Source organism: Streptomyces fungicidicus, from assembly GCF_003665435.1.
Classification (GTDB): domain Bacteria; phylum Actinomycetota; class Actinomycetes; order Streptomycetales; family Streptomycetaceae; genus Streptomyces; species Streptomyces fungicidicus.
Map to the genome: position 1 here is coordinate 5466907 of NZ_CP023407.1, position 24806 is coordinate 5491712.

At 74.1% G+C, this 24806-nt stretch carries 2 protein-coding genes; both read left to right on the plus strand.

Translation table 11 applies throughout. From position 1 onward, the window contains the following. The first annotated feature begins 2 nt into the window (after positions 1-2). The gene (locus tag CNQ36_RS25090; protein ID WP_004925207.1) at positions 3-350 is read left to right on the plus strand and encodes a hypothetical protein; all 348 of its coding nucleotides are present in this window, start codon (positions 3-5) and stop codon (positions 348-350) included. Next, positions 351-24620 (plus strand): lonely Cys domain-containing protein, encoded by a 24270-nt coding sequence (locus CNQ36_RS25095; RefSeq protein ID WP_121547623.1) that lies wholly within the window; start codon positions 351-353, stop codon positions 24618-24620. It abuts the gene before it with no gap. The last annotated feature ends 186 nt before the right edge of the window (positions 24621-24806 follow it).

Genomic DNA, 24806 nt, shown 5'->3' on the forward strand with positions numbered 1-24806 from the left:
CCATGGCCGGCAACTACTCCGCCGATATCCAGGCGATCCTGCAGGGTTCCCGGCACCTCGCCGACGCCGTCCGTTACGGCGACGAGATGCTGCCCCGGTTCGAGACCGGCAACGCCGCGTACGCGGGCTGGTGGGGCGAGGAGGGCGGCGACGACGACTTCGCCAACTCGGTCGGCCCCCAGGTCCGCCAGGAACAGGAGCAGGTGGCGGCCACCGTCACGGCCATCACCAGCGGGTTCATGGCGCTGGTCGACGCGGTCGCCGCGGAGGCCGACCATGTGCAGCGGCCGCAGAACCAGGCGCTGGAGGACATCGAGGCGCACGGCTCGGAGAGCGGGACCAGGCGCTGAATGGCCATCATGTTCCCGCCGGGCCTGCGGGAGTTCATCGAGGTCTGGGTGGGCGCGAACGTCGCCACCGGCAACGAGGACCTGGGCTTCGCCAGCCGTAACCCCTACAAGCGGCTGGCGGACGACGTCAGGGACCTGTCCGACGCGATGAAGGGCGCGATCTCCACGGCCGGGAACTCGCTCCCGCCGCGGATCGCGAACGAGTTCGTCGCCGCGATGAAGCTCTTCGTCGACGACAACGGCCAGAACCATCTGCAGAAGTTCTCCGACGAACTGCGGGACATCGGCGCCCAGCAGGTGGACCGCTCGATGAAGCTGTCCGAGGCGAAGTACCAGATCCTCCTCGAGTTCATCCTGATGAACATCGAACTGGCCCTGATCGCCGCGCTGGCAGTCTTCACCGGCGGTACGTCGCTCACCGAGATCGCCATCCAGAAGGCGCGCACCGCGCTCACCATCCTGCTCCTCCTCCAGCGGCTGGGACGGGCCATCCCCACACCGCTGTCGGTGCTGCTGGAGGCGATCCAGGAGGCGTTCGTCTCGTTCGCCGCCCAGCTGATCTCCATGACCGCGCCGGACGACCCGGACCGCCGGCGCAAGCAGTTCGACTGGAAGGACATCGGCCAGTCCGCGGTCGCCGGTGCGTTCGCGGGGCTCTTCGGGGGCATCTTCGGCGAGTTCGGCGGGAAGTTCATCAACAAGTACTTCAAGAACAACACGTTCTGGAAGGAAGCCTCCGAGCTCCCGTTCAGCTTCCTCAACGAGGGGCAGGCGGAGACCTTCGCCGAGGCCTTCACCGGCCTCATCTTCCTGGGCACCTTCACCCTCAACCCCGGCACGTTCCTCAGCGCGGGCCTCAGCGGCCTGGTCTTCGAAGCGGCCTCCACCGGGGCGGAGTTCGGCGGAAAGTTCCTCTACAAGAACTACTTCCAGAACATCGACTTCGGCTCCGACGGCGTCAACGACCCGCCGGGCGGCGGCAACCGGTACGGGAACGGAAGCACCGGCCGGTACGAGCACGAGAACCGGCACGACACCACGTACGACGCCGGAAGCACGTACCAGGACCTCTACGACGACACCCACAGCGACCCGTACACGAACAGCAGCACGTACCGGAACACCTACCACGACACGTACGGTGACGACTCCCGCTCCTACGCTGGTGACACCAGCGACAGCGCGTCGGTCTTCAGCGACGTCAGCGACGTCTCGTCCGACACCGACACCGACACCGACACCGACACCGACACCGACACCGACACCGACACCGTCTTCTCCACCCTCAACCCGTCGGTGACCAGGACGCCGGGGACCGACTGGACCGCCGACACGGACCACACCCTGCCGGTCAACAGGCCCGCCACCGTCGGCTCCTCCGTCCCGGAACCGCTCCCGACCCGGACCGGCGGCAGCGACCTCACACCGGACCGGACCGGACGACAGCGGTCGACGGACGACGACGACACGACCCGGTCCACCTCCGACGGGCAACAGCAACAGCACCAGCCGCAGCCGAACACACAGGCGCCCCTCGCGACCCCCACCACGCCCACCCCGTCGACCACCACGCCCCCTGGCCACGCCTCGCCGAACGCCACCCCGCAGCCACGGTCCCAGACCGCCGCACCCGGCGACCCGACGGTCACCGCCGAGCCGTCGACCTCGGACACGGTCGTCCCGGACGACGTCCGCACCCCCTCGCCCGAGGCGTCCGAGCAGGCCGGCCCGTCCTCCACGGTGCCGAAGGCCGAGACCCGGACCTCGTCCGACGCCCCGGAGCCCTACCGGCCCGTACGGACCGAGTCCGAGGAGCTGCCGACCGCCACCGGCTCCACGGCGGAGCCCACCCGGACCCAGCCCGTCACCGTCGACGAGACACCGCTCAGCTCCCGGGCGCCGGACGGGATCCCCACCGGGGAGTCCTCCGCGCCCGGTTCCCCGGACTCGATCGACATGATCATGGACTGGGAGGAGGAGCAGGACGCGTCCGAGTACGAGTCGGAGCCGGACCCGGACCCGGCCACCGAGGAGCTGTACGACCGGCTGCTGACGGACGTGTTCGGCCCCGGCATCGCGGCGCACCCCGTCCACCCCGCCCTCCGCGACGCCCTGACGCACCTCGACCAGCTCCGGCAGGCCGATCCCGCACTGCGGAACGCCCCGCTCGACCTGGACGGCCTGACCCGCAAGGTGCTGCTCCTGGACACCGCCCATCCGGTGACCGACGCGCAGCGCAGCGAGCTGTTCCGGGTCGCTATGGACCCGGCGGTGGAGTCGGCGGACAGCCTGGCCGCCCTGGCCGCCTTCCACCTGGAACTCCGCGGCGTACTGTCCCCCAGCCACAGCCTGACCGACGCCGGCGGCGTGTGGGGCCGCAACTGGACGAACGCCACGATCCCCGACCTCGACCTCACCGAGGTGGGGAAGGTGGTCCGGCAGCCCGACGGCACCCTGGGCCGCGGAGCTGTGGAGCCCGCGCCCTGGCACCGGCCCGGTGAGCCGAAGCCGTACGTCGTCATGGCGGAGGGCGACCACCGGCGGATCGTCGTACGCGGCTACGACGGCGCCCCGCGCCAGGTGCCCCTCGACGTGTTCGCCGAACTGCTGGCCCGCGACCCCCGGCTCGCCGGGCTGTCCCCGGACACCCCCGTGGTGCTGCTCGTCCCCGGCGCCGGTGCCCGCGGCCTGGAGCTGCCGCGCCAGGCGGCGGACCGGACCGGCCGGGACGTCTGGTCGGCCAACGGCACCGTGAGGGTCTCCCCGCAGCGCGACCCGTCGCAGCCGCACGTCGTCTCCCTGCTGTTCGGGGACGGGCTGCCGCGCGCCGACTGGATCCGCAGCACCCCCGGCCAGGTGCTCGACCCGGCTGAGCGCGAGAACGCGCCGGAGTGGGAGCGCGAGATGCTGTCGCACAGCGTCGTCGGCGACGGGGGCACGACCATCGGCAGAGGCGTGTTCGAGGACTCCGAGGCCCCGCGCCGGATCGCGGTGCTGAAGCTCGCGACGGAGTCGTCGGAGCTGTGGCACTACGACCCGGTCACCAAGGACGCGGTCAAGGACGACGAGCCGGTCCCGTTCGCCGGCAAGCCGGTGTACGTCTTCAGCGCCCACGCCCGCCCGGGCGCGACCCGGGTGCCGACCACGGCGGACCCGAGGCGCCACACCCACCAGCGGGAGACCGGCCGGATGCTCAGGCGGCGTCCGAGCCTGGCGCAGCTCCCCAAGGACCACGCCGTGCTGATGGAGGCGTGCTCGAGCGCCAGGCCCCCGGGTGTGGTCCGCACCCGCAGGGGCGTCGACGACACCTTCGTCCCCGACCCGCTGGCGGTCGTCAGCGAGAGCCAGCACGTCGCCAACGAGACCGGCCGCACGGCGTACGGCGGCACCCACATGGTCAGCTTCGCGACGCTGCCGGACGGGAAGTTCGTCCACCGCCTCTACACGGACTCGCGGGGGCGGCGCGGCAAGTGGGTGGAGCACCGGCCGGAACCCACCGGTGACCTGCTCGACGACCGCGCCCGCGCGGCGGGCCTGCACACGGACCCAGGGCGGCCGGTCACGGACGCCACCCGCGAGCGGACGCTGCGGCTGGTCCGCGCGCTGCGGCTGGCCTTCGGCGCGGCGATCGAGGACGACAGCCGGTACGGCGATCTCCTCGCCGGGATCGGCGCGCTGGAGACCATGCGGGCGGCCGACCCCGCGCTGGGTGATTCCGGCCCGTTCAGCATGGACCTGTTCGAGCGCGCGGCCCACGCCCGCCGGCCGGGCGGCACCGGCCCCGACGCCTACCGGGACCTGCTCACCGACGCCGCCGACGCCGTACGCCGCGGGCCGGACACCGTGCTGTCCGACTTCGTCGCCCTGCCCCACGTCACCGCCGTCGCACAGCGGCTGGGCGGCCTGACGGACCAGGACCTGGACACCGAGGCCGCCCGCGTCCTGCGACTGGACGACGGCCCGGCGGCCGTCGGGGAGCCCGAGCGGGCCCGGCTGTTCTGGGCGACGGTCAAGGCCCTGGAGTGGGAGAGCCGGACCCCCGATCCGGACGCCCTCACCGGCAGGGTCCTGCACCTGGAACAGCCGGACCCCTCCCGGCGGCCCGACCTGCTCCACCTGGTCGCCCGGGCTGCGGCCGTCGGCGTCGACATCGACAACCCGACCGAACTGGGCGCGTTCCACCTGGAGACGCTCGGCGCCCTCGCGTCCGCCACCCAGCTCCGCGACGCCGACGGCGCACCGGTCGGCCGCCACTGGGCGCAGGCTCCGCCGCACGCGACCATGGTGACCGACCGTGTCGTCGTCGCCGCTCCGAAGCCGGGCGGCGGCTACCGGCCCGTCGGCCAGGAACGACCGCCGTGGAGCGCGCAGGGCGGCCCCTCGGCCTACACGGTGTGGGCCGGAGGAGGCGGGGACCACCTGCTCATGCACCTTCCCGGGGGCTTCCGCGGCCGGGTGCCGTACGAGGAGGTCGCCGAGCTGCTGGCACGGGATCCGGTACTGAACACCCGCCCGGCGGACGGTACGGACATCGTCCTGGCGGTCTCGAAGGCGGCCCCGCCCACCGGACCGGGCACCGCCCCGGAAACCGACCCGCGCGCCGTCGTCAGCGCCGGGACCGGCCGCGCCGTATGGGCCTCGCGGGGCAGTGTGGGTCTGGCCGCCACCGGGCCGTCCCGGCCGTACGTTCCCACCCTGCTCCCCGGGGCACCGGGCCGCCCGGCCGCCGCCGACTGGGCGGCCGTCCGGCCCGGCGACCTCACCGCGCCCGGCACCGGCGTCACCGGAGTGGACGACGTCACCTTCGCGGACCGCCACGGGATCGATGCCCCGTCCGAGCCGCCCGCCGCCCTCGCCGGCCTTCTCGATCCCGGACCGGTCGGGGGACTCGACACGCCGTTGCCGAGCCTGGACGGCCTGCCGGCCGGCTTCGACACCCCGTTGCCGGGCCGCCAGGACGACGACCTGGACGGGGACCGGGCGCAGGAGCCGGCCCCGGAGGAAGCCGGGTACCGGGAACTGCTGGCGGACATCTACGGCCCCGACGTCATGTCGAGCCCCCTGTACCCGGACATCCGCGACGGGCTCGCACGCCTCGACCGGCTCCGCCGGAACGACACCCTGCCGGCCTTCGGCCCGCTCGACCTGGACGCCGTGGTCCGCCGGGTGCTGCTCCTGGACCCCACCGATCCGGTGAGCAACGCGCAGCGCAGCCGGCTGCTGGGGCTGGCCACGGCACAGGAGGCGGAGCCGGCGGGCAGTCTGGCCGCCCTCGCCGCGCTCCACCTCCGGCGCCAGGGCGTGCTGTCGCCCACCCACGCCCTGACCACCGGACCCGACGGACGCCCCCGTGGCCGCGACTGGACCCGGGGCAGGGACGGGCTCGACGACCTGGACCTCACCCGTACGGGAAGGACCGGGCCCCGGGCCGACGGCATCCTGTCCCGCGACGGGGTGGGGCCCGCGCCCTGGCACCGGCCCGGCGGCCCGGACCCCTACGTCGTGCGGGCGGACGGCGACCGCGACCAGGTCGTCGTCCGCGGCCACGACGGCGCCCCGCGCGCGGTTCCCCTCGACGTGTTCGCCGAACTCCTCGCGCTAGACGACGAGTTGAACGGACTCCCGGCGGACGTGCCGGTGCTGCTGCTCGTCTCCGACGCCGGCGGGGGCGGCCTGGAGCTGCCGCGACGTGCGGCGGACCGGACCGGCAGGGACGTCTGGGCGGCCAACGGGGTCGTGGACGTCGCCGAAAATCCGGACGGAAGCGCCTCCCACCCGTACGTCGTACCCCTGCGGAGTGCCCGGGGCAGCGACCGCACCGACTGGATCCGCAGCTCACCCGGCCTGCTGCCCGACCCCGCGGAGGCCGCCCGCGCCCCCTTCTGGGAGCAGGACCTGCGGTCCCACACCATCGTCACCGACCAGGGACCGATCGGCAGGGCCGTGTTCGAGGACGGTGACCGCGCGCGACTGCTGCCGGGGATCCGGCACTCGGCGACGGCGACCGAGCTCCACCACGTCAACCGGCAGGACGGGACCTGGGTCAAGGACGACGAGCCGGTCCCGTTCGCCGGCAAGCCGGTGTACGTCTTCGCCGGGCACGGCTCGCCCGGCGAGACGGCGCTGCCGACCCGGTCGAACCCCCGCCACCGGAAACGGGACCGGGCGGTGGGCGGAATGCTCAGGCGCCGTCCGAGCCTGGCGCGGCTCCCCAAGGACCACGCCGTCGTGATGCAGGAGTGCTTCGCCGCGACACCGCCGGGCGTCACCCGCAGGCGCAAGCTGGTCACGGACACCTTCGTCCCCGACCCGCTGGCCGACGTCAGCCAGAGCCAGCACGTGGCCAACGAGACCGGCCGCACCGTCTACGGCGCCACCCAGGAGGTCGGCTTCAAGTTCGGGGCCGACGGCCGGGTCTCCCACTACATGACCACGGATTCGCGGGGGCGGCACGGGAAGTGGGTGGAGCACCGGCCGGAACCCGACGACGCCGAGCTCGACGACCGCGCCCGCGCGGCCGGTCTGCACACCGACCCGACGGGACCTGCGTCGGAGGAGGTCCGCGAGCGGACGCTGCGGCTGGTGCGCGCACTGCGGCAGACGTTCGGGGTGGCGATCGAGGACGACGGCCGCTACGGCGAACTCCTCGCCGGGATCGGCGCGCTGGAGTCCCTGCGTGCCGCCGACCCGGTGCTGCGCGGCACCGTGCCGTTCAGTCTGGACCTGTTCGCGCGCGCCGCCAGTGAGATCCGCGCGACGGAACACGGCGACCCGGACGGCGCGTTGGGACCCGACGCCTACCGGGACCTGCTGGCCAGGGCCGCCGACGCCGTGCGCCGGGACCCCGGCGCCGTGCTCACCGACCTCGTGACCCTGCCGCACGTGATCACCGTGGCGGAAGGGCTGGACGGTCTCACGGACGAGGAAGTGAACGAAGAGGCAGCCGCGCTCCTGGGGCTGGACCCGGACCGGGTGGTCATCGGAGCGCCCGAGCGGGCCCGGTTCTTCTGGGCGACCGTGAAGACCCTGGAGTGGGAGAGCAGGACCCCCGACCCGGGCGCCCTCACCGGCAGGGTGCTGCACCTGGACCGGCCCGACCCCTCCCGGCTGCCCGACCTCCTGGATTTGGTGGCGCGCGCGGCGGCCGTCGGCGTCGACGTGGACGACCCGGTCGCGCTGGGCGCGTTCCACCTGGAGTCCCTGGGCGCCCTCGCGCCGGACACCCTGCTGTTCGACGACTCGGGCGCCCCGGCCGGCCGGAGCTGGGCGCCGGGCCCGCCGGGTGCGACGGTGGACGTCAACACCGCCCTCGTCATGGCGGCGACACCGGACGGCGGCCACCGCCCGCTGCGCCGGGCGAGGACGCCGTGGACCACCGACACCACCGGGCCCGCCCCGTTCCTGGTGCGGGGCGGGGCGGGGCCGGACCACCTCACCATGGAGCTGCCAGGCGGATTCCGCGCCGAGGTCCCCTACGAGGAGATCGCCGAACTGCTCGCGGTGGACCCGGCGCTGAACGACTTCCCGCGCACGGCCGACATCGTCCTCGCCTCCACGACCGCGACGGACCCGCGGGCCACCGACCGGCGAGCCCTCGTCGGCGCCGGCACCGCCCGCGCCGTGTGGACCTCACCGGGATCCGTGGGTCTGCTCGCCCAGAGCGACCCGTCGAAGCCGCACGTCCTCTCCCTGCTGCCCATGGCGGACGGCCGGCGTCAGCAGGCCGACGACTGGTCGGCCGCCCGGCCGGCCTCCGCGTCCCCGGCCGACAACCACCTGTCACCCACCACGGCCACGGCCGGGAACGAAGCAGTCACTCCTTCCGGCCCGCCTCCGGGGCCGGACCCGACGACGGCCCTCGTCACGCCGACCACCGAGCCGGCCCCGACGTCTCCGAACGCCCCGCGCCTCGACCCGGCCATGGCGCCCCCGCCGAGGCGCCGCACCCCGGCCCGGTTCGAGGACGGCCGGCGGATGCCCGCGTACGTCGACGACCTCCCGTCGCTGCTGCCGTCCACCCTGACCGCCGCCGAGATCGAACAACTCCTGGCTAATCCGGGCACGTTCGGCCAGAGCACGGTCGTCCTGCGCGGCCTGGAAGAGGCCCTGGACACCGTCGGCCGCGAACTGGGGCGCAGGCCGGACGCCCGGCCCGCGGACGGCGCACAGCTGCTGGACGACGTCCGGCGGACGCTCCGGGACAAGCCGAAGACGCTGGCGGACGGCGAGGGACGCCCGTTCCCCTACGTCACCGCGGACGGGAAGGCGCGCGTCCTGTGGGTCAGGGCGCGTCACCACGGCAACTGGACCCCGTTCGACGACGGCATCGGCGACTCGACGAAGATCGACAGCATGCACCGGGCGGCCGCGACCTTCGGGCTGACCAAGAACATGCAGGCCAACTCCCAGTACGGCCTCGGCGGCCCGATCGGCCCGGCGGGCACCGCGGCGTTCGGCGGCTTCGGCCGTCTCGCCCTGCGGTTCGGCTTCATCAACAAGGTCGGCTACACGCTGACCGACCAGCGCATGAACCAGATGGAGACCCGGACGCTGGACAAGTCGCGGGCGTTCCTGGACGACATCCACTACGAGTTCCGCGTCACCGATCCCGCCGGACGGGTCGTCACCGGCATCGACCCCGAGCCCGGCACCGCCCCCGATCCGGAGACCGGCCCGGCCGTGCCCGCCCGGTTCAGCTTCGGCGTCCGCAAGGGCCTCCTGGTCCGCCTGCCCGACAGCGTGACGAAGATCCCCAAGCCGGGCCGGATCCCCCGGTCGATCACCCTGGACCGCAACTCCCAGTACCGCTTCGTCCGTATCGAGGGGTTCGGCCCCGTCGCGGCTATCCGCGACTGGGCGGCCCGGCAGATCGGAGCCCTCCCCGGCAGCTCCGCCTACACCGAGCTGGACGTCTTCTTCTCCGGCGACAGCTTCCAGCGGCACGGCGGCACGATGGCGCGCGGCCGCATCACCACCCCGCCGCTGTTCGCCGACGACAAGAAGAAGTCACCGCTGGGCGTCTTCGTCGTGGAGGAGATGATCCCGCGGACGGCGATCCTCGTAGGCGAGACCGACCAGGCCGAGATGCGGGACGTCAACACCTCGACGGTCCGCAGCGAACGGAGCCGGGCCGACGGCAGGAGCCTGCTGCTGCAGGCCGTCGCCGGACCCGCCTTCAACTTCTTCGACCCCGGCACGGCCCCCTTCGACCTGCGGCTCCAGTTCGGGCCGACCGCCCAGTACTCGTACGCGAAGACATGGTCGGTCGGACTCGGCGCGGCCGGCACCCTCAAGTCGGCCGGACAGGTGAAGGGCCCCAGGACCGCGCTCTACCTGGTCGTGAAGTCGGTGCGGGTGCGGCGGGCCGGCGACAACGCGCCGCCGACGCGCTTCCTCACCTGGAGCCTGGACCGGATGACCAGCTCCGAGGCGCGGCGGCTGGCCGGATGGGACGACGGGACCGGACTCGCCCTGCGCAACGGCGCCGCACCGCCGTTCGTGCCGGCCTATCTGACCGTGGACCGTCCGCGCACCCTGGGCATGCACCGGGTGAAGGAGTTCACCTTCGACGACGGCCTGCGCACCCGGGTCACCCCGGACGCGGCGGACGGCGTCGGCCGCACCCTGCTGGACGCGTTCGCCGACGGCGTGGTCGACGCCGTCTCGAACCTGAACCAGGACCTGGTGGTGCCCCTCGACCAGCTGCTGCCGCCGAACCTGCCGAAGGGCTGGCGCACCCGCTTCAACGACCTGCTCAAGCGCGAACCCGACCAGGTGCTCAGGGCGGCCCGGAGCCTGCCCGTGCCGCCCCGGTGGACCGATCCCGTCAAGTACCGGATCGCGCTCCAGAACACCCTGCAGATCCTCGGTGTGCTGTCCCAGCAGAGCGTCACCGCGAACCTGGAGGCGCTCACCACGGTCGGCCTGCCGGTCAGGCTCAGGAACCCCGACTCCGTCGGGACGACCTACTACACCCTCCTCGTGCACGGGACGCTGACCGGGCGCCGCTACGAGGGCAAGGACGTCGACGAGGGCATGCGCTTCAGTGCCCAGGGCATCGACCGGATCGACGGCCAGACGAGCGTGAAACGAGGCGTGGACCTGGGCTTCGAGGGCACGTTCTCGGGCCGCGACAACGACCGCGACGAGGCGGGCCTGCCCCGGAACACGCTCGGGCTGACCCTGGGCGCACGCCAGGGCTGGCAGTGGGAGTCGGAGACCGGCTTCGGCTCGACGGTCACCAACGAGCCGATGTCGGTGACCAACAAGCCCACCCACCTGTACCGCTACGACCTCGCCCTCACCGCGAGCCTGAGCGGCTACTGGCGGCCCCGCGGTCTGATCCGCGGTCTCGGCCTCGGGCTGCCGGGACTGCTGGTGCTGGACGAACCGGTCAACGTGCTCTTCGGCCGGACACCGCGGGGCCACCTGCGGGGCGGCGGCCCGATGACCGGACAGGTGCTCATCGGTGTCCCCGTACAGCACACGCCCGACGCGGACCCGCACGCGGACGGGGCGCTCAACCCGTACCTGTCCGACGAGCCCGCACCCACGTCCATGACCACCGGGCGGGCCCTCGCCCTGGCGAAGGGCGACCTCGTCCTGCCCGCGGGCACCGGCGCGCAGCAGCCCGCCGGACGGCTCGCCGACCGCGGGACACCGCAGTTCAAGGAGTTCCGGCAGCACCCGTTCGTCATCGTGAACGTGGTGCTGTCACCCACGCTGACCGCGGAGGTGGACCGGGTCCTGCGGACGGCGTCGGGCAGCGCCTGGCAGCTGGTGAAGGAGGGCGCCCCCACCCGGGACGCCATCGTCCGCACCTTCACCCCCCAGCACCTGACGTCGAGCTTCGACCAGAGTTCGGGACCGCTGGGCCTGGTGGGCAGCGGCCTGCTGGGCAAGGGGCCGTACGGCGAGCTGTGGGGAACCTTCCGGTACACCACGACGGTCGGGAACCTGCGCGCCCTCACCCCGTCGATGTCCATGGACACCGAGATGACGCTCGGCGGCACCCGCCAGGCGGCCGGCAAGACCAGCAACAGCACCAGCTTCGTCTTCGGCGGCCAGCTGGTCTACTCCGTCGCCCGGAATCCGGGGACCGGACTCATGGGCGCGTACGGAATCGTCGCCAACCCCGTTTCGAGGACCGGCACGTACAGTCTCAGCGTCGTACGCACCGTCGTCGCGGACATGAACCGCAAGGGCTTCACCCACCAGGTGCTCGTGGCCGGCGACGTGCAGCACTGGTTCGCGCTGTTCGCCGGCCGGCTGGGCACCGGCCGTATCGGAACGGCCGCGGCGGGCAGCGCCCTCGTGCCGGCTTCCCTCGCCGGAGCCGCGGGGACCGCACTGAACAGCCCGGGCGGTCTGCTGGGGCACCTGCCGGAGAAGAGCGCCCACCGGATGGGGCTGATCGACGACGGCCTGGGCGACGTCCCCCGCTACACGAGCCAGGTCTGGACGCCGCAGCCCTGGATGCGCGGCACCGCCTTCGGCACGTACGCCGTGAACGCGCTGGACCCCACGGACGTGCTGCTCGCGTTCGACAAGCGGATCGGGAAGCTGGGACTCGACGACGAGAGCCGGGAGCGGATCCGGCAGCTGGTGACGGCCCGTGCCACCCGGGCGCTCAAGGGGGAGATGACGACCACCGGCCCGTCGACCCTGGTCAAAGCCGGCGGCTGGGGCTGGGACAGCATCCGGATCGGCAGCCGGCGGGTGCGGGCACGCGTCGAACTGATCCCCGGGACGCCCGTGTTCGACGGACTCGACCACAGCGCCGAACTGGAGGAGAACCGGCGGGCGATCGAGACCGCCCAGCAGAACTCCGAGTTCTCGGCCGGCGCGGACCTGGGCTTCCTGACCAGCCAGATGGTGTACACCGGCAACACCCAGGTCCCGGCCGCCGGACCCACGTACACCGAGGGCGGCTCCAACCGGAAGACGGTCGCGTCGAGCCACACGGTCACCACCGTCACCATCTACCGGGCGGCGTCCACCGAACCGCACGCGGAGGTCGTCACCCCGTACCGGATGCGCATCACCCTGGAGGCCGACGACACCCCCCACACCGGCGCACCGGCCGACCCGGACCTGGAGGAGGCGGGGTCCACGGCCCTCGACCGCTTCCGGGGCCGGCTGAGCATCGTCGAGGAGGACGACGTCGGCGAACTGCGCGAACACGTGCCGCTCAGTCTGATGGAGCCGGCGCCGTCACCGGCGGGGGCGGACGGGACCGGCGCCTCCGGGGCCGGCCGGCGGCTGCCCGCGCCCGACCCGGCGGCCGACCCCGCCCTCGCCGGTCCGCCCCGCCCGGTGCCGCTCTCCGGGGTGGAGGAGAAACTGACGGTCCGGGACGGGGACGGCGTCACGCGGTCGTTCACCTTCCCCGAGAACGGCATGCACCCGCGCGGGATCATCGGCATCGAGAACATCCGCATGGCCGGCGACCTCCTCCTCACGAAGGCGTACGACGCCGGCTTCTCCCTCCGGGCCCTGGAGAGCGAGGAGGGCCCCGACGACGACGCCCTCACCGACCTCCTGCGCAGGACCAGGAACACCGGGCTGACCCGCCTGGGCACCGGCTCGGCGCAGGCACTGGAGGACGGCACCAGTTCCACGGCGGTCACGGCGTTCTTCCCGCGTACCACCGAACCCGCCGGCTACCAGGTGGCGGGGCTGACCGAGCAGTCCCTCGTGGGCACCGACACCGGACAGCTGTCACTGCGCTCGGCCCCCGACTTCAGCCGCGCGCTGCTGCTGACGGTCGCCGACGGCAAGAAACTGGAGGTGCTCAGACGGTACGGGGACAACGCCGGCACGTCGTCGTCCGTCGAGCACAGCCAGTCCTCGAGCGTCGGCGGCGGCTTCCTGTACGACTCTCCCGACAAGGCGGGCCTCAACCAGATCGGCGCCTCCGGTCCCGGCCCCAACGACCTCGACGGTGACGTCATGCCGGTCGGGGACGACCACCTCACCTCCCGCAACCTCAAGCCCAAGACGGGCCGGTCCTTCTTGTTCGCCGTCCCGGCCACCTGGATCGGCGTCGGCGACGTGCACCGCAGCATCGTGGACTCCAGGCTCGCCAACCGGATCCGGGGCGGGACCTTCGCCAAGGCCCGGTCGGGTCCGCAGGCGATGGAGTCCGAGGCGTACGTCGTCACCTGGATCCGCGAGGACGTCGCCCGCGAACTGCGGATCATCACCGACACCAACTTCCCCGAGCGCGTCTCGAAGGCGTGGGACGCGGTCGAGAAGGCGAGCAAGGCGTGGGTCGACGCGGACAAGGCCTACTGGAAGAAGCGGCGCGCCTCCGGCGGGCTGCGCGCGGACCTCGACGCCGCACAGGCCTCCCTCGACAAGGCCGCCGGGATCGCCCGCGCGGCAGCCCGCCCGGTCGACCTCGCCCGGACGGGCGCCGAGGACGCGGACAGGGCCCTGACCCAGGCCGAGGCCGACGCACGCCGGGACCACGGCATCGCGGACGCGAACGTGGCCGCCGCGCGGTCCGAGGCCGACGCCTTCACCGCCGACGAGTACGCCCAGCCCGAGCACGACGGCTGGGCGGAGTTCCTGCGGGACGAGCAGGACGCCGCTCTGGCCCGCCTGGCCGACGCGGAGGAGGCCGCCGGAAAACTGCGGAAGGCGGCCGACCTGCGGCTGGAGACCGCGCGCACCGAGAAGGCGCTGGCCGACGGGCGGCTCGAGGCGGCCCTGCTGTCCGCGAAGGCGCCCGGCCGCGCCCTCGACGAGGCCACCGCCCGCCGGGACACGGCACGCGACGCCTTCGACACCCGGCGCGCCGAGCTGGACGCGCTCAAGGACACGGCGGAGAAGGCCGCGGCGGAGTACCACCGGGTGCGGGCCGGGACGGACCAGCTCACCCGCTGGCACCGGCTCGCTGCCACCGAGGAGGGCCGGAAGGAACTGGACGGACTCGCCGAGCCGCCCGCGGTGACCTACCAGGCCCCGCCCAAGAAGCCCGTGGCCAAGGCCCCGGCCCCGCCCCGCTACACCAGGACCGGCGAGACACCGGACACCGTCCTCACATCACCCACGGGCGAGACGTACACGCTCCACGACGTGCCGGAGGACGGCGACGCCTTCTTCCGCGCGCTCGCCGAGGGCCTCGAACGCGCCGCTCCGGGGCTGCCGACCGCGCAGGGCATCGACCTCACCGACCCGCGGGCGATGTCCGGGATGCGCCGGAGGATGGCCTCCTGGCTCACCGACCACGCCGACGAGGACCTGCTGGCCGTCGTAGCCCCCGACCACACCGACACCTTCAGCGCGGAGGAGATCGCCGCGGCGGGCCTGGACCTCGGAACGGACACTCCCGCACGCCGTGAGTTCGACGGCCTCGGCGGTCTGATTCCGCACGTCGCCGATCTGTCCCCCGAGGTACGGGCCGAACTGGCGATCACCCAGCTCCTCCGCCGGGGCGACGCCCCGTCCGAGGCCGGCTGGAACCACGCCGCGTCCGACCTGCTCCCGCTGCTCGCCGCACGCACCTTCGGCGTGACCGTCACGGTGGTCCGGAGCGACGGCGGCTTCCAGGACTTCCCTCCCGGCGCCCCGGCGGCGACCGGCGCCCTCACCGGCACCCCGGCACCGCCCGGCGCCCACGTGGTGCTGAGCCTCGACGACCGCCACTACCAACTGGCCCTGCCGGTCAACCCGGTCCCGAAGCCCTTGGCGCCGAAGCCGGACCCGAAGCCCCCGGTCCCGAAGCCAAAGTCAGACCCGAAACCGGAATCGGACCCGTCTCAAAAGGACGGCAAGAAGGGCTCCGAGTCGGAGAGCCACAGCGGTCGGGCGAGGGGCCGCCGGGTCCCCGTGCCCGGCACGGGCGAGTGCCTCCTGTACTCCTTCATGGCCGGCGACCCCGTGCACATCCGCAGCCGTCTGGGCGGCCTCGCCGCCACCGACCGCGCCGCGTACGACCTGCTCGGGGACCCAGACGCCGTACGCACCGAACTGCGTCACCAGACCGCGGCCCGCGCCAGGACCGGCAAGGCCCCGACCGGCCCCTCACAGGCCGCGCTCCGGGCCATGCGGTCCTACCTGGAGGACTACGTGACCCGCAGCGCGGGGCGGCTGCATCCGCAGATCACCGGCCAGTACCGGCAGACGGTCGCCGACGCGTTCGCCGCCCGCGTCCGGGGGATGAACCGTGCCGGGATGCTCGCCCTCCTGGACCACCACGGCGTCCGGCGCGTCCCGGTCGCCGAGGCCCTCGACCCCGCCGACCTGCTGCGCCGGTACGTCGACGCGATGATGGCGTCGACGCCCGCAGACCCGGCCGTCTCCCCGGGGGACGCCCGCGCCGTCCTGGAGGCGGACGCCGAGAACCTGAGCCCGCGCCAGATGTTCGAGCACCTCCGGCGGCACGACCTGCTGCCGGGCCCCGACGACCTCGACGACACCGCGCTGGCCCGTCTGCTCGGCACCGCCTACATGCAGAGCGCCGCCCCGCTGGACGAAGCGGAACTGCTCGGGCTGATGGACGCCGTCGTCAACTGGGAGCACCGCTGGGGCACTCCGGAGGGAGAGGTCTTCCTGCCCCTCCTCGCCCACGCGTTCGACCTGCGGGTCGACGTGGTGCGGTCGTTCCCGGACGGCGTCCGGCGGGTCAGCGGCGCGGGACCCGACAACGCGACGCGGCAGACGGAGGTCTACTACAACGGCACCAACCACTACGACGGCAGCGACGCCGCGGCCCGCGACCGGTTCGGCGACCCGGTCCTCCCGAAGCGGGTCAAGGACGAGGAACGCGACCAGGACGGCGACGTACGGCTGAACCCGCTGTGGGTGCCGCTGGACGAGGTCGACCCGGACCTGCTGATCACCGGCAACCGGGACGCCGTATGGCTGTACACGGTCACCGATGACGGGCGGGTGATCCTGGGGACGGAGGACCTGAGCGGGATCGTCGCACCGGAGCAGTTCGACGCGCTGCTCGCGGGGATGCGGGAGAAGGACCCCGGTCTGACGGCGGAGGCGCTGCGGAAGTCCCTCGACGGGCTGGGCCACACCGGCATCGCCGCCGGTTTCGTCGACGGCGGCGGGGAGACGGCCGGACGGACGCTGCCGGGCCGCAGCCGGGTGTCCGGCGAGTTCCGCTGGAGCGCGAAGCTGCGTTCCTGGGTGGTGAACGACAAGTCGGGCCGCTACATGAGCGAGTCGGTCCGGCCGGGTCTGGACGCCGCGGAGGCCGCCGACTGGCTGGCCAACGTGGCCGCCCTGTTCAGCGACCGGCTGGGCGTCGTCGTACGCACCGACCAGGTGAAGACCGCCGCGGCCGTCCCCGCACCGCCCCCGCCGAAGGACCCGGCGGAGCCCGCACCCCCGCCTCCGCCGTCCGCGCCCACCGCCCCTCCGGCCGCCCGCGCCGTCCCGGCACCCTCGGCCGCACCGGCCGCGCCGTCCGGCGACGACACCGCCACACTGGACGTCGCGCGCCGGGTCGGTGCCGTACTGCACGGCCTCGGCCACCCCGTGGTGCTGGCCGGAGCCGCCCGCGGCCGGGTGCAGCTCGGGACGCCCCGGCCTCTTGGCGCCGTGGAGTTCCAGCTGCCCGCGGCCACCCTGCCCGCCGCCGACGGCCTGCGCGCGGCGCTGGAGCGGGAGCTGCCCGGAGCGCCGGTGCGGATCCGGCCCGGCACGGGCGACGGCCGGGTGCTCGACCTGTCGGTGAACGGCGTCGACATCACGCTCACGGCGGTGGACCGGCCGGCCCCCGGCACGGTCACGGTCGACGGTCTCACCGTGCCGGCCCCCGCGGAGTCCCTGGCCGACGCCGCCCTCGCCCTGGCCACCGGAACCGACCCGGAGCTGCGCGGACGCGACCTCCTCGACCTGCTGTGGGCGCTGCACCGCACCCCCGCCGACGGCCCCCGCACGGTCACGCCGGTCCTCGCGCGCGGCGACGCCTACCGCGCCGCGCGGCCTGCCGGAGCCGCCCCCTCCCTCGCCGTACGGCTCAGCGAACTGCTCGACTCCGCCGCCCTGGACCCCGACGCCCTCGCCCGCCACGAACAGACCTGGCGCTCCCTCGGCGTCACCGACGCCGACCTGCCCGCGCTGCGCGCCGAACTGACCGCGCTCGCCGACGGGCTGCGGGTCCGTCCGGAGGTGACAGCGGACCCGGTCCGGGCGCTCGCCGCGAGGTTGCCCGGCCTGTCCACCGCCGACCGTGACGCGGCGCTGGCGTCGCTGTCGCCCGCGGACCGCGAACGGCTGGCCGCCGATCCCGCGCTCGTGGACGCCCTGAGCGCCGGGCTCATCCCGTCCGGGTCCACCCCGGCCGGATCCACCCCGTCCGGGTCCACCCCGGCCAGGCTCACCCCGGCCGAGTTCGCCTCTGTCGCGGCGCGCCTCATGACGCAGGTGCCCGACGGGGTCGAGCAGCCCGTCTCCGCCGGCGACCGGGCCCGTGCCCAGGTCGCCCGGATGCTGCAGGACCCCGCCGTCGCCGCGCGGCTGCTCAAGGGCGGCTCACGGGTCCTGGTGGTGCCCAGGGGCGAGGCACTGACCTCCCTGGACGCCTTCCGCTTCCTGCGGGGCGCCGTCACCGGCGACGGCCGCCCCTGGGACGACGTCCGCGGCGTCGGCACGCGCACCGCGGCCGTCACCGAGGAGAACCTGCTCGGTGAGCGCACCACCGTCGGCACCGGCAAGTCCGCCTATCCCGACGGCTACTCGACCACCCTGCACGAATTCGCCCACACCATCCACCTGCACGCGCTGGACCCCGTCGACCGGCAACGCATCACCAACGCCTTCCGCACCACCACCCGGGCCGGCGAGGCGGGCAACTGGCCCGACGGCCCCCTCTACGGCTACGACGCCGACGGCCGCCGCAGCGCCCCCAACTACAGCAGCAGCAACGAGCTCGAGTTCTTCGCTCAGCTCAGCAACGTCTACCTCATGGCCAACGGCGGTAACGACCCCTACACCGGGCTGCCCCGCAACAACGCCGGCCCGGAGTGGGTGCGCACCCGTCAGCCCGCCCTGTACCCCCTGCTGCGCCGTCTGTACGGCGAGGGTCCCCGGCCCCGGCCCCGCCATCCGCGCAGCGTCGAACCGGCCCGTCCCCGCGGGTCGCGTCCCGCGGACGTCAACCCCGTCGAGGCCACCGACACCGAGAACGAGGCGCTGGCCCGCGCCCGCGCGCTGTGGGACGTCGCCGAGGGGAACCCGGGTGACGGCAGTGACTCCTCCGTGGCCGTCCGCGCCCTGTGGGACGGCACCACCGGCACGCACACGCCGCAGCCGCACACCCCCGCGCCGCTGCCGCTCCCGTTGCCGTTGCCGCTGCCCTCCCCGGAGCCGGCGGCGCGGTCCGCCGCCGCACCGCCGCCCACCGACAGCGCGGCCCGGCAACGCCTCCAGGAACTGTGGGCACTCGTCGACGCCACCTTCGGCTCCCAGCCGCTCTCGCAGGAACTGCGCAACGGACTGTTCAACTCGCTGCGCGTGATCGAAGCGGCGCGCACCCGGCACCCGCGCCTCGGCCGCGGCCCGCTGGACCTGGCCGGCATCACCCGGACGCTGTTGCACCTGGCGCCGGACGCGCCGGTGGACGCGGCCCTGCACTACGACGCCCTCACCCTCGCGAGCAGCGCCCACCGCCGGGGCCGTGCCGGCAGCCTGGACGCCATCGCCGCCTACGGGCTGACCCGGCAGGGCTACCCGCAGCAGACCGCGCTCGGCGGGGACGACGGCGCACCGTACGGCAGGAACTGGGCCGGACGTCCCGGCATCCGCCTGCACATGGACGTGGTCGCCGACCCCCAGGGCGTTAGCCCCTCGCCCTGGGGGCCCGACGCCTACGCGGTGGTGGCCGAACGGGACGCCGGGGGGAGGGTGCTGGCGGACGGGAAACCGGTGTCGGACGAGGAGTTCGCCGAACTGGTGCTGCACGACCCGGGGCGGCGGCCGGACGTGCCCGTGGTGGTCCTGATCGCGGAGGAGGACGGCCGCAACGAGGTCCTCGCACGGGCGATCGCCGACCGCACCCGCGCCCGCGCCTGGTTCACCTACGGCGACCTGCGCCTCGAAACGGCCCCGACCGGCCGCCGGGTGCCCTTCCTGACCGCGCCGACCCCCGGGAGCGATCCGGCCGGCACCTGGGTCCCCGCCGACCCGGACCTGGTCCCGGACGACCCGGAGGCCACCGTCAGGGCCTCGAACGGCACCCTCTTCCCCGACTCCGACATCCACTCGTACCCGCTGGTCACGGTCGACGGGCAGGCACTGACCGGGCGGGCGTTCCTCGACGCGCACGACATGGCGCTGCGGGAGGAGGCCCTGCGGGTGGTGTCCGCCATCCAGCACTACGTCAACGTCATGGAAGGGCTGCCCGGTGTGTACGCCGGCCGGCAGAGCGGCCTGCTGCCCCTGCCGCGGGGCCTGGCCGGCTCCTACATCGCCGTCGGCCACGGCGACAGCGGACGCACCACCCTGCCCCGCCGCAGCACCCGCGCCAACCAGGCGGTCCACCCGCGGCAGTTGGGCCGTGTACTGGCGCGGCGCAGGAGCATGCGGACACTGCCTCCCGAGGCACCGGTGTGGCTGCTGCTCTGCGAGCTGTCCATGACGCGCGCCGACCAGGACCTGCTCGCCCACCCCTCCTCCGCCCAGTACGTCGCCAACGAGACCCGCCGCACCGTCTTCACCGTGGACCGGCAGATCTCGCCGAGCGAGGCCGAGGGCGGCCTGCCGCCGCACCTGGTCGTGTACGACGACCCCGACAACCCCGTGGGCCACGTCGAGGAGTTCCGTCCCGAGCCCGGGACCGCCGCCCTCGACGCGCTCGCCGACCTGGGCGGACTCCCCGGCGATCTGCCGGGGCGCACCGACCGCGCCCTGCACTGGGTGCGGGCCCTGCGCCAGACCCACGGTGTGCACATCGACTCCGACCCGGACCGCGAGGCGGAGTTCCACGAGCTGATCGAGGGCTTCGGCGCCCTCGAAAGGCTGCGGATCGAGGCGGCGGGCAACACCGACCCCGGCCTGCTCACCTGGGGCGGGCTCCGGCACATGGTCGGCCAGTACGCCGCCGGGCAGGGCTGGGACCGGTCGTTGACCGCCGGCTCCCTGGCACACCTGCTGCACGCCGCACGCACCGGCCGGCTGCGGCCCTCCGACGCCGCAGGCCCCACCGCCGCCGCCGCGCCACCGGTCTCCACCGTCATCCTGGCCCCGGCGGACGGGGTGGCGCGGCAGACGGGCCCGGGAGCGCTGCCGGACACCGGCCCCGGCCCCGACGACGAGGCCGGGGGCGTGGCGGTGCGGGACGACGACGGACCCGCCCCGGCGTCTCCTGCGTTCCCGTCCCGGGCCCGGGTCGCCTTCGAGTACCGCCACCGGGACGTCACCGACCCGGACCAGCGCCGGCAACTCGCCGACCTGGCCCAGCAGGTCGTACTGTCCGGCCTGCGGGACCTCAGGGCAGGTCTCCGGCTCCCCACGATCACGGTCACCGGCTACAGCAACGGCCCGCGCTTCGTCCTGTCCGGTGACGCCGTCGAGCATGCCACGACGGTCGGCCGGCAGCGGGCGGAGGCCGTGCGCGACCTCCTCCTCGACGAGATCCGGCGTCAGCTGGAGCTCAATGAGCAGGCCGTGCGCGACGTCGCGGAGATACGCGGCGGCACGGTCCGGGCCGAGGACTTCACGGTCACCGCGGAGAGCGGCGGCCGGGACATCGGCACCGTCGGACCGGTCGACGGCGCCACCGGGCGGGCGGCACGACGGCAGGCGGTCGTCACGGTCGACCGCTCCCCCCTGTCGGAGGCCGTCGCCCGGCTGGCGGAACTGAGCCCGGACGACTTCGGCCGACCGGACTACTTCACCGGCCCGGACCGGCTGGCCAGGAACCTCCTGCACCTCGACGACAACCCCGGGGACGACCCCGACTCCGACGACTCGGACAGCGACTCGGACAGTGACACGGACGGCGAGTCCCCGGACCCCGCTCCCGCCCCGGTGCGCTTCGACGCCGACGACCTGTCGCACCGCGTACGCAGGCTGTACGAGCTGACGGCCCAGGCGGTGGCCGCCGGCCGGGCGACCAGCCCGGCGTCGCTGACCGCGTACCACCTCGGACGGCAGGGCCTGCTGTCCGACGCCACCCGCCTGACCGCACCCGACGGCACCCCACTGGGCCGGAACTGGACGGGCCGGCACGCCCGGGACCTGGACGTCTCCTCGTACGACTTGGTGGACGGCGACGACCGGAGCCCCCGGCCGTCGCCGTGGGCACGCCGGCCCGGTGCCCCCCTCCCGTACGTGATCGGGACGAAGGACGGCGACCACACCAAGGTCGGGCTGGCCCTGCCGGACGGCAGCAAGCGGTGGCGGCTGTCGCCGGAGGAGTTCGCCGAACTTCTGGCGCAGGACGAGCAACTGGCGGCCCGTGAGGACACCTCCGAAGCGGTGCTCGTCTCGCCGAACGCCGGCGCCATGGGACTGGACCTGCCGCGCAGGGCCGCCGCCCGCACCCGCAGGACGCTGTGGTCGCACAGCGGCGAGGTCGCCCTGAAGCCGCACCCCGACATCGGCCGGCACCGCGTCGAGGTGACCGACGACCGGTTCCTCGGCGACGAGTCGGTGGATGAGCCGATGGGCGAGCCGCTGGGCGAATGGATCGCCAGTGCCCCCGACGACCTGGGGCCGGAGGAGGGACGGCCGGAACCCGGGGAAGGCGTCCTGCGCACGATCGACGGGAAGACCCTCCGGGACGCGGACGTCAAGTCGGTCACCCTCGTCGACGAGGGCCGGCCCGTCGGCCGCGCGGTGGTGAACGGCTCGGACCTGATCCGGCGCGAGCCGTGGCTCCAGCAGTTGACCCGGTCGACGGAGTGGTTCGTCTACGACCCGGTCACCGGGCAGCCGACCGGGAATCCCCGGCCGGTGCCGTGGAAGGGGCGCAAGCCCTACTTCTTCCTCGTCCACGGCCTGCCGGGGCAGACCCTCATGGTCGAGAAGATGTTCCAGAACGACGTTGCGGTCCGGGGCACGGAAACCGGCGGCTACCTCCGGCGGCGCCCCAGCGTGTCCCGGCTGGACCGGGACACCCCCCTCGTACTCCTGTCCTGCTGGGGGAGCGGGCCGGAGGGGCACACCGCCGCCGCGCTTAAGCGGAGCCGCCCGTTCGTCCCTGATCCGCTCGCCGTCTCGTCGGCGGCCCAGGACGTCTCCAACGTGACGCGGCGCGACGTCTACGCCCCGGACCGGGAGCATCTGAGCCGTTACGCGAAGGGAAAGCTGTACGACCAGGGCATCGGCACCACCCCGGCGAACGACCCGGTGGACATGGTGAAGCTGCGCCCCGAACCGACCTCCGGCGAACTCGACGTCCTGGCCGCGCAGGCCGGCCTGGAGACGTCCCCGGACCTCACCCCGGTCATGGCCCGGGACACGGCACTGCGACTGGTCCGCGCCCTGCGGATGACGTTCGGCGTCGACGTGGAGGAGGACAAGGACGACCCGGCCGGCACCTACCGCCGGCTGCTGCGCGGCATCGGCGCCCTGGAGGTCATGCGCCGAGGGGACGGGGACCTGCGGGAGTACGGGGAGCTGACGCTCGACCTGCTCGACCGGGTCACCCGCGCGCACCACGGCCTGAAGACCGCCCCCGGCAGCCGGCCCGCGCCGCCGAACCCCGACGACGTACGGACGATGCTGGAGGCGGCGTCGGCGCGCCTGTCCACCGACCCGGATTCCGCGCTGCACGACTTCGTGGCCCTGCCCTCCGTGGACCGGGCCCGCGAACTCGTCGGCCGTCACGATCCGGACCGGTGGACCCGCCAGGTGCTGGGACTGCGCACACCGGCGCCCGTCACCGCGACCGACCGGCAGAACGCGCTGTGGGCCACGGTCCAGGCCGTGGAGAGCGTGGAGAACCACCCCGACCCCGACGCCCTGACGGCCAAGGCGCTCCACCTGCCCACCGGCGAGGACCCGCGGGACGAGTCCCTGCGCACGGACCTCCTCCGGACGGCCGCCACGGCGGCGGCCCTCGGCCGCGACGCCTACGACCCCACGGCGCTCGCCGCGTACGACCTCGAACGCCATGGCGCGCTGGACGAACGCACCCTCGTCACCTCCGTGAACGGCACCGTTGCCGGCCGCAGTTGGACGGGGAAACCCGCCCCGAGCCGCGTGTGGGCGGACCGCTACGTGATCTCACCCGACGGCGGCCTGAACAACAGCCGCGGCGCTCTGGCCCCCTGGCACCGCAGGGGCGCCGGAAAGAACGACCACCCCGGTGCGTACGTACTGGACATGACCGGCACCACCCCGGGACAGGTCGACATGCCCTGGCCGGACGGCACCACCCGCCCGGTGCCGTACGACGAGATCGCCGAACTGCTCTCCCACGACCCCGTCCTGGCGCGACTGGACCGGGACGTCACGGTCGTCCCCGTCGGGACGGAGCCGGGCGACACCGCCCTGGCCGAGGCGATCGCCGCCCGGACGGGGGCCGCCCGGACGGTGTGGCTGCCGACGCGGCCCCTCCGGCTCCTCGACCGGCGGCCGGCGGTGAACGAGAGCCTCCTCGTGCTGACCTCCCCCCAGGACGCCCCGCCAACCCACTGGTCACAGACCCACCCACCCGCACCCGAGCCCGCGGCCCAGCCCCCCGACACCGCCGTCCCCGACGTCATCACGGCCGGTGACGACACCCCGCTCCCGTCGCCGCCGTCCGAAGAGGCCCTGCGCCGGTGGATCGCCGGCCAGGCGGGCGCGGACGACCTGCCCGACGACCCGCCGGGATTCACCGGCGCCGAGACCGTCACCCTGGACGCACTGAGGGACGCGGGCGTCGAGGTGACCCCCGGCCTGGAAGTCGAGGCACAGCTCGGCGGAGGCGTACGCGGCAGCGGCCTGCCCCCGCTCGACCAGGTGCGGCTGCTGCTGGCCCGCCCCGGCCCGTGGCCGGACGCCCTCGACGCCGTCGCGGCCACGGCCGCGCGCCGGATCTGGCGCTCGGCGTTCACGGCCTTCGAGACCGCGAGCCCGGACCCGAACGCCGTCCGTGCGTGGGACACGGCCCTCGGGCTGCTCCTGCCGGGCGATGCGGACTCCGTGCTCGCGGACTGGCGGTACGCGGCGGAGGCGTACCGCGACGCGGTGCGCCGGCTCGCCGACCTGCTGTCGGCCGAAGGGACGGCCCCCCGGACGGCCGAGCGCCTCGCCGCCCGGTTCCGGGAGATCCTGGGACTGCCGCCCCTCGGGACAGGTGATCCGGATGCCCAGTAGGCGAAGCAGGAGGACGGATGACAGCCGACGAGCCGAGTGACTGGAGCGGGACAGCGATGATGCCCACGCCCCCCGACGACATCGTCGAGGCCGCACGGCTCGCGCCGACCACTGGATCAGCGTGATCGACCCCGGCTGGGACGGCGAGGGCGTGCCGCTCCACAGGGTCGTGGTCGGCCACTGGTG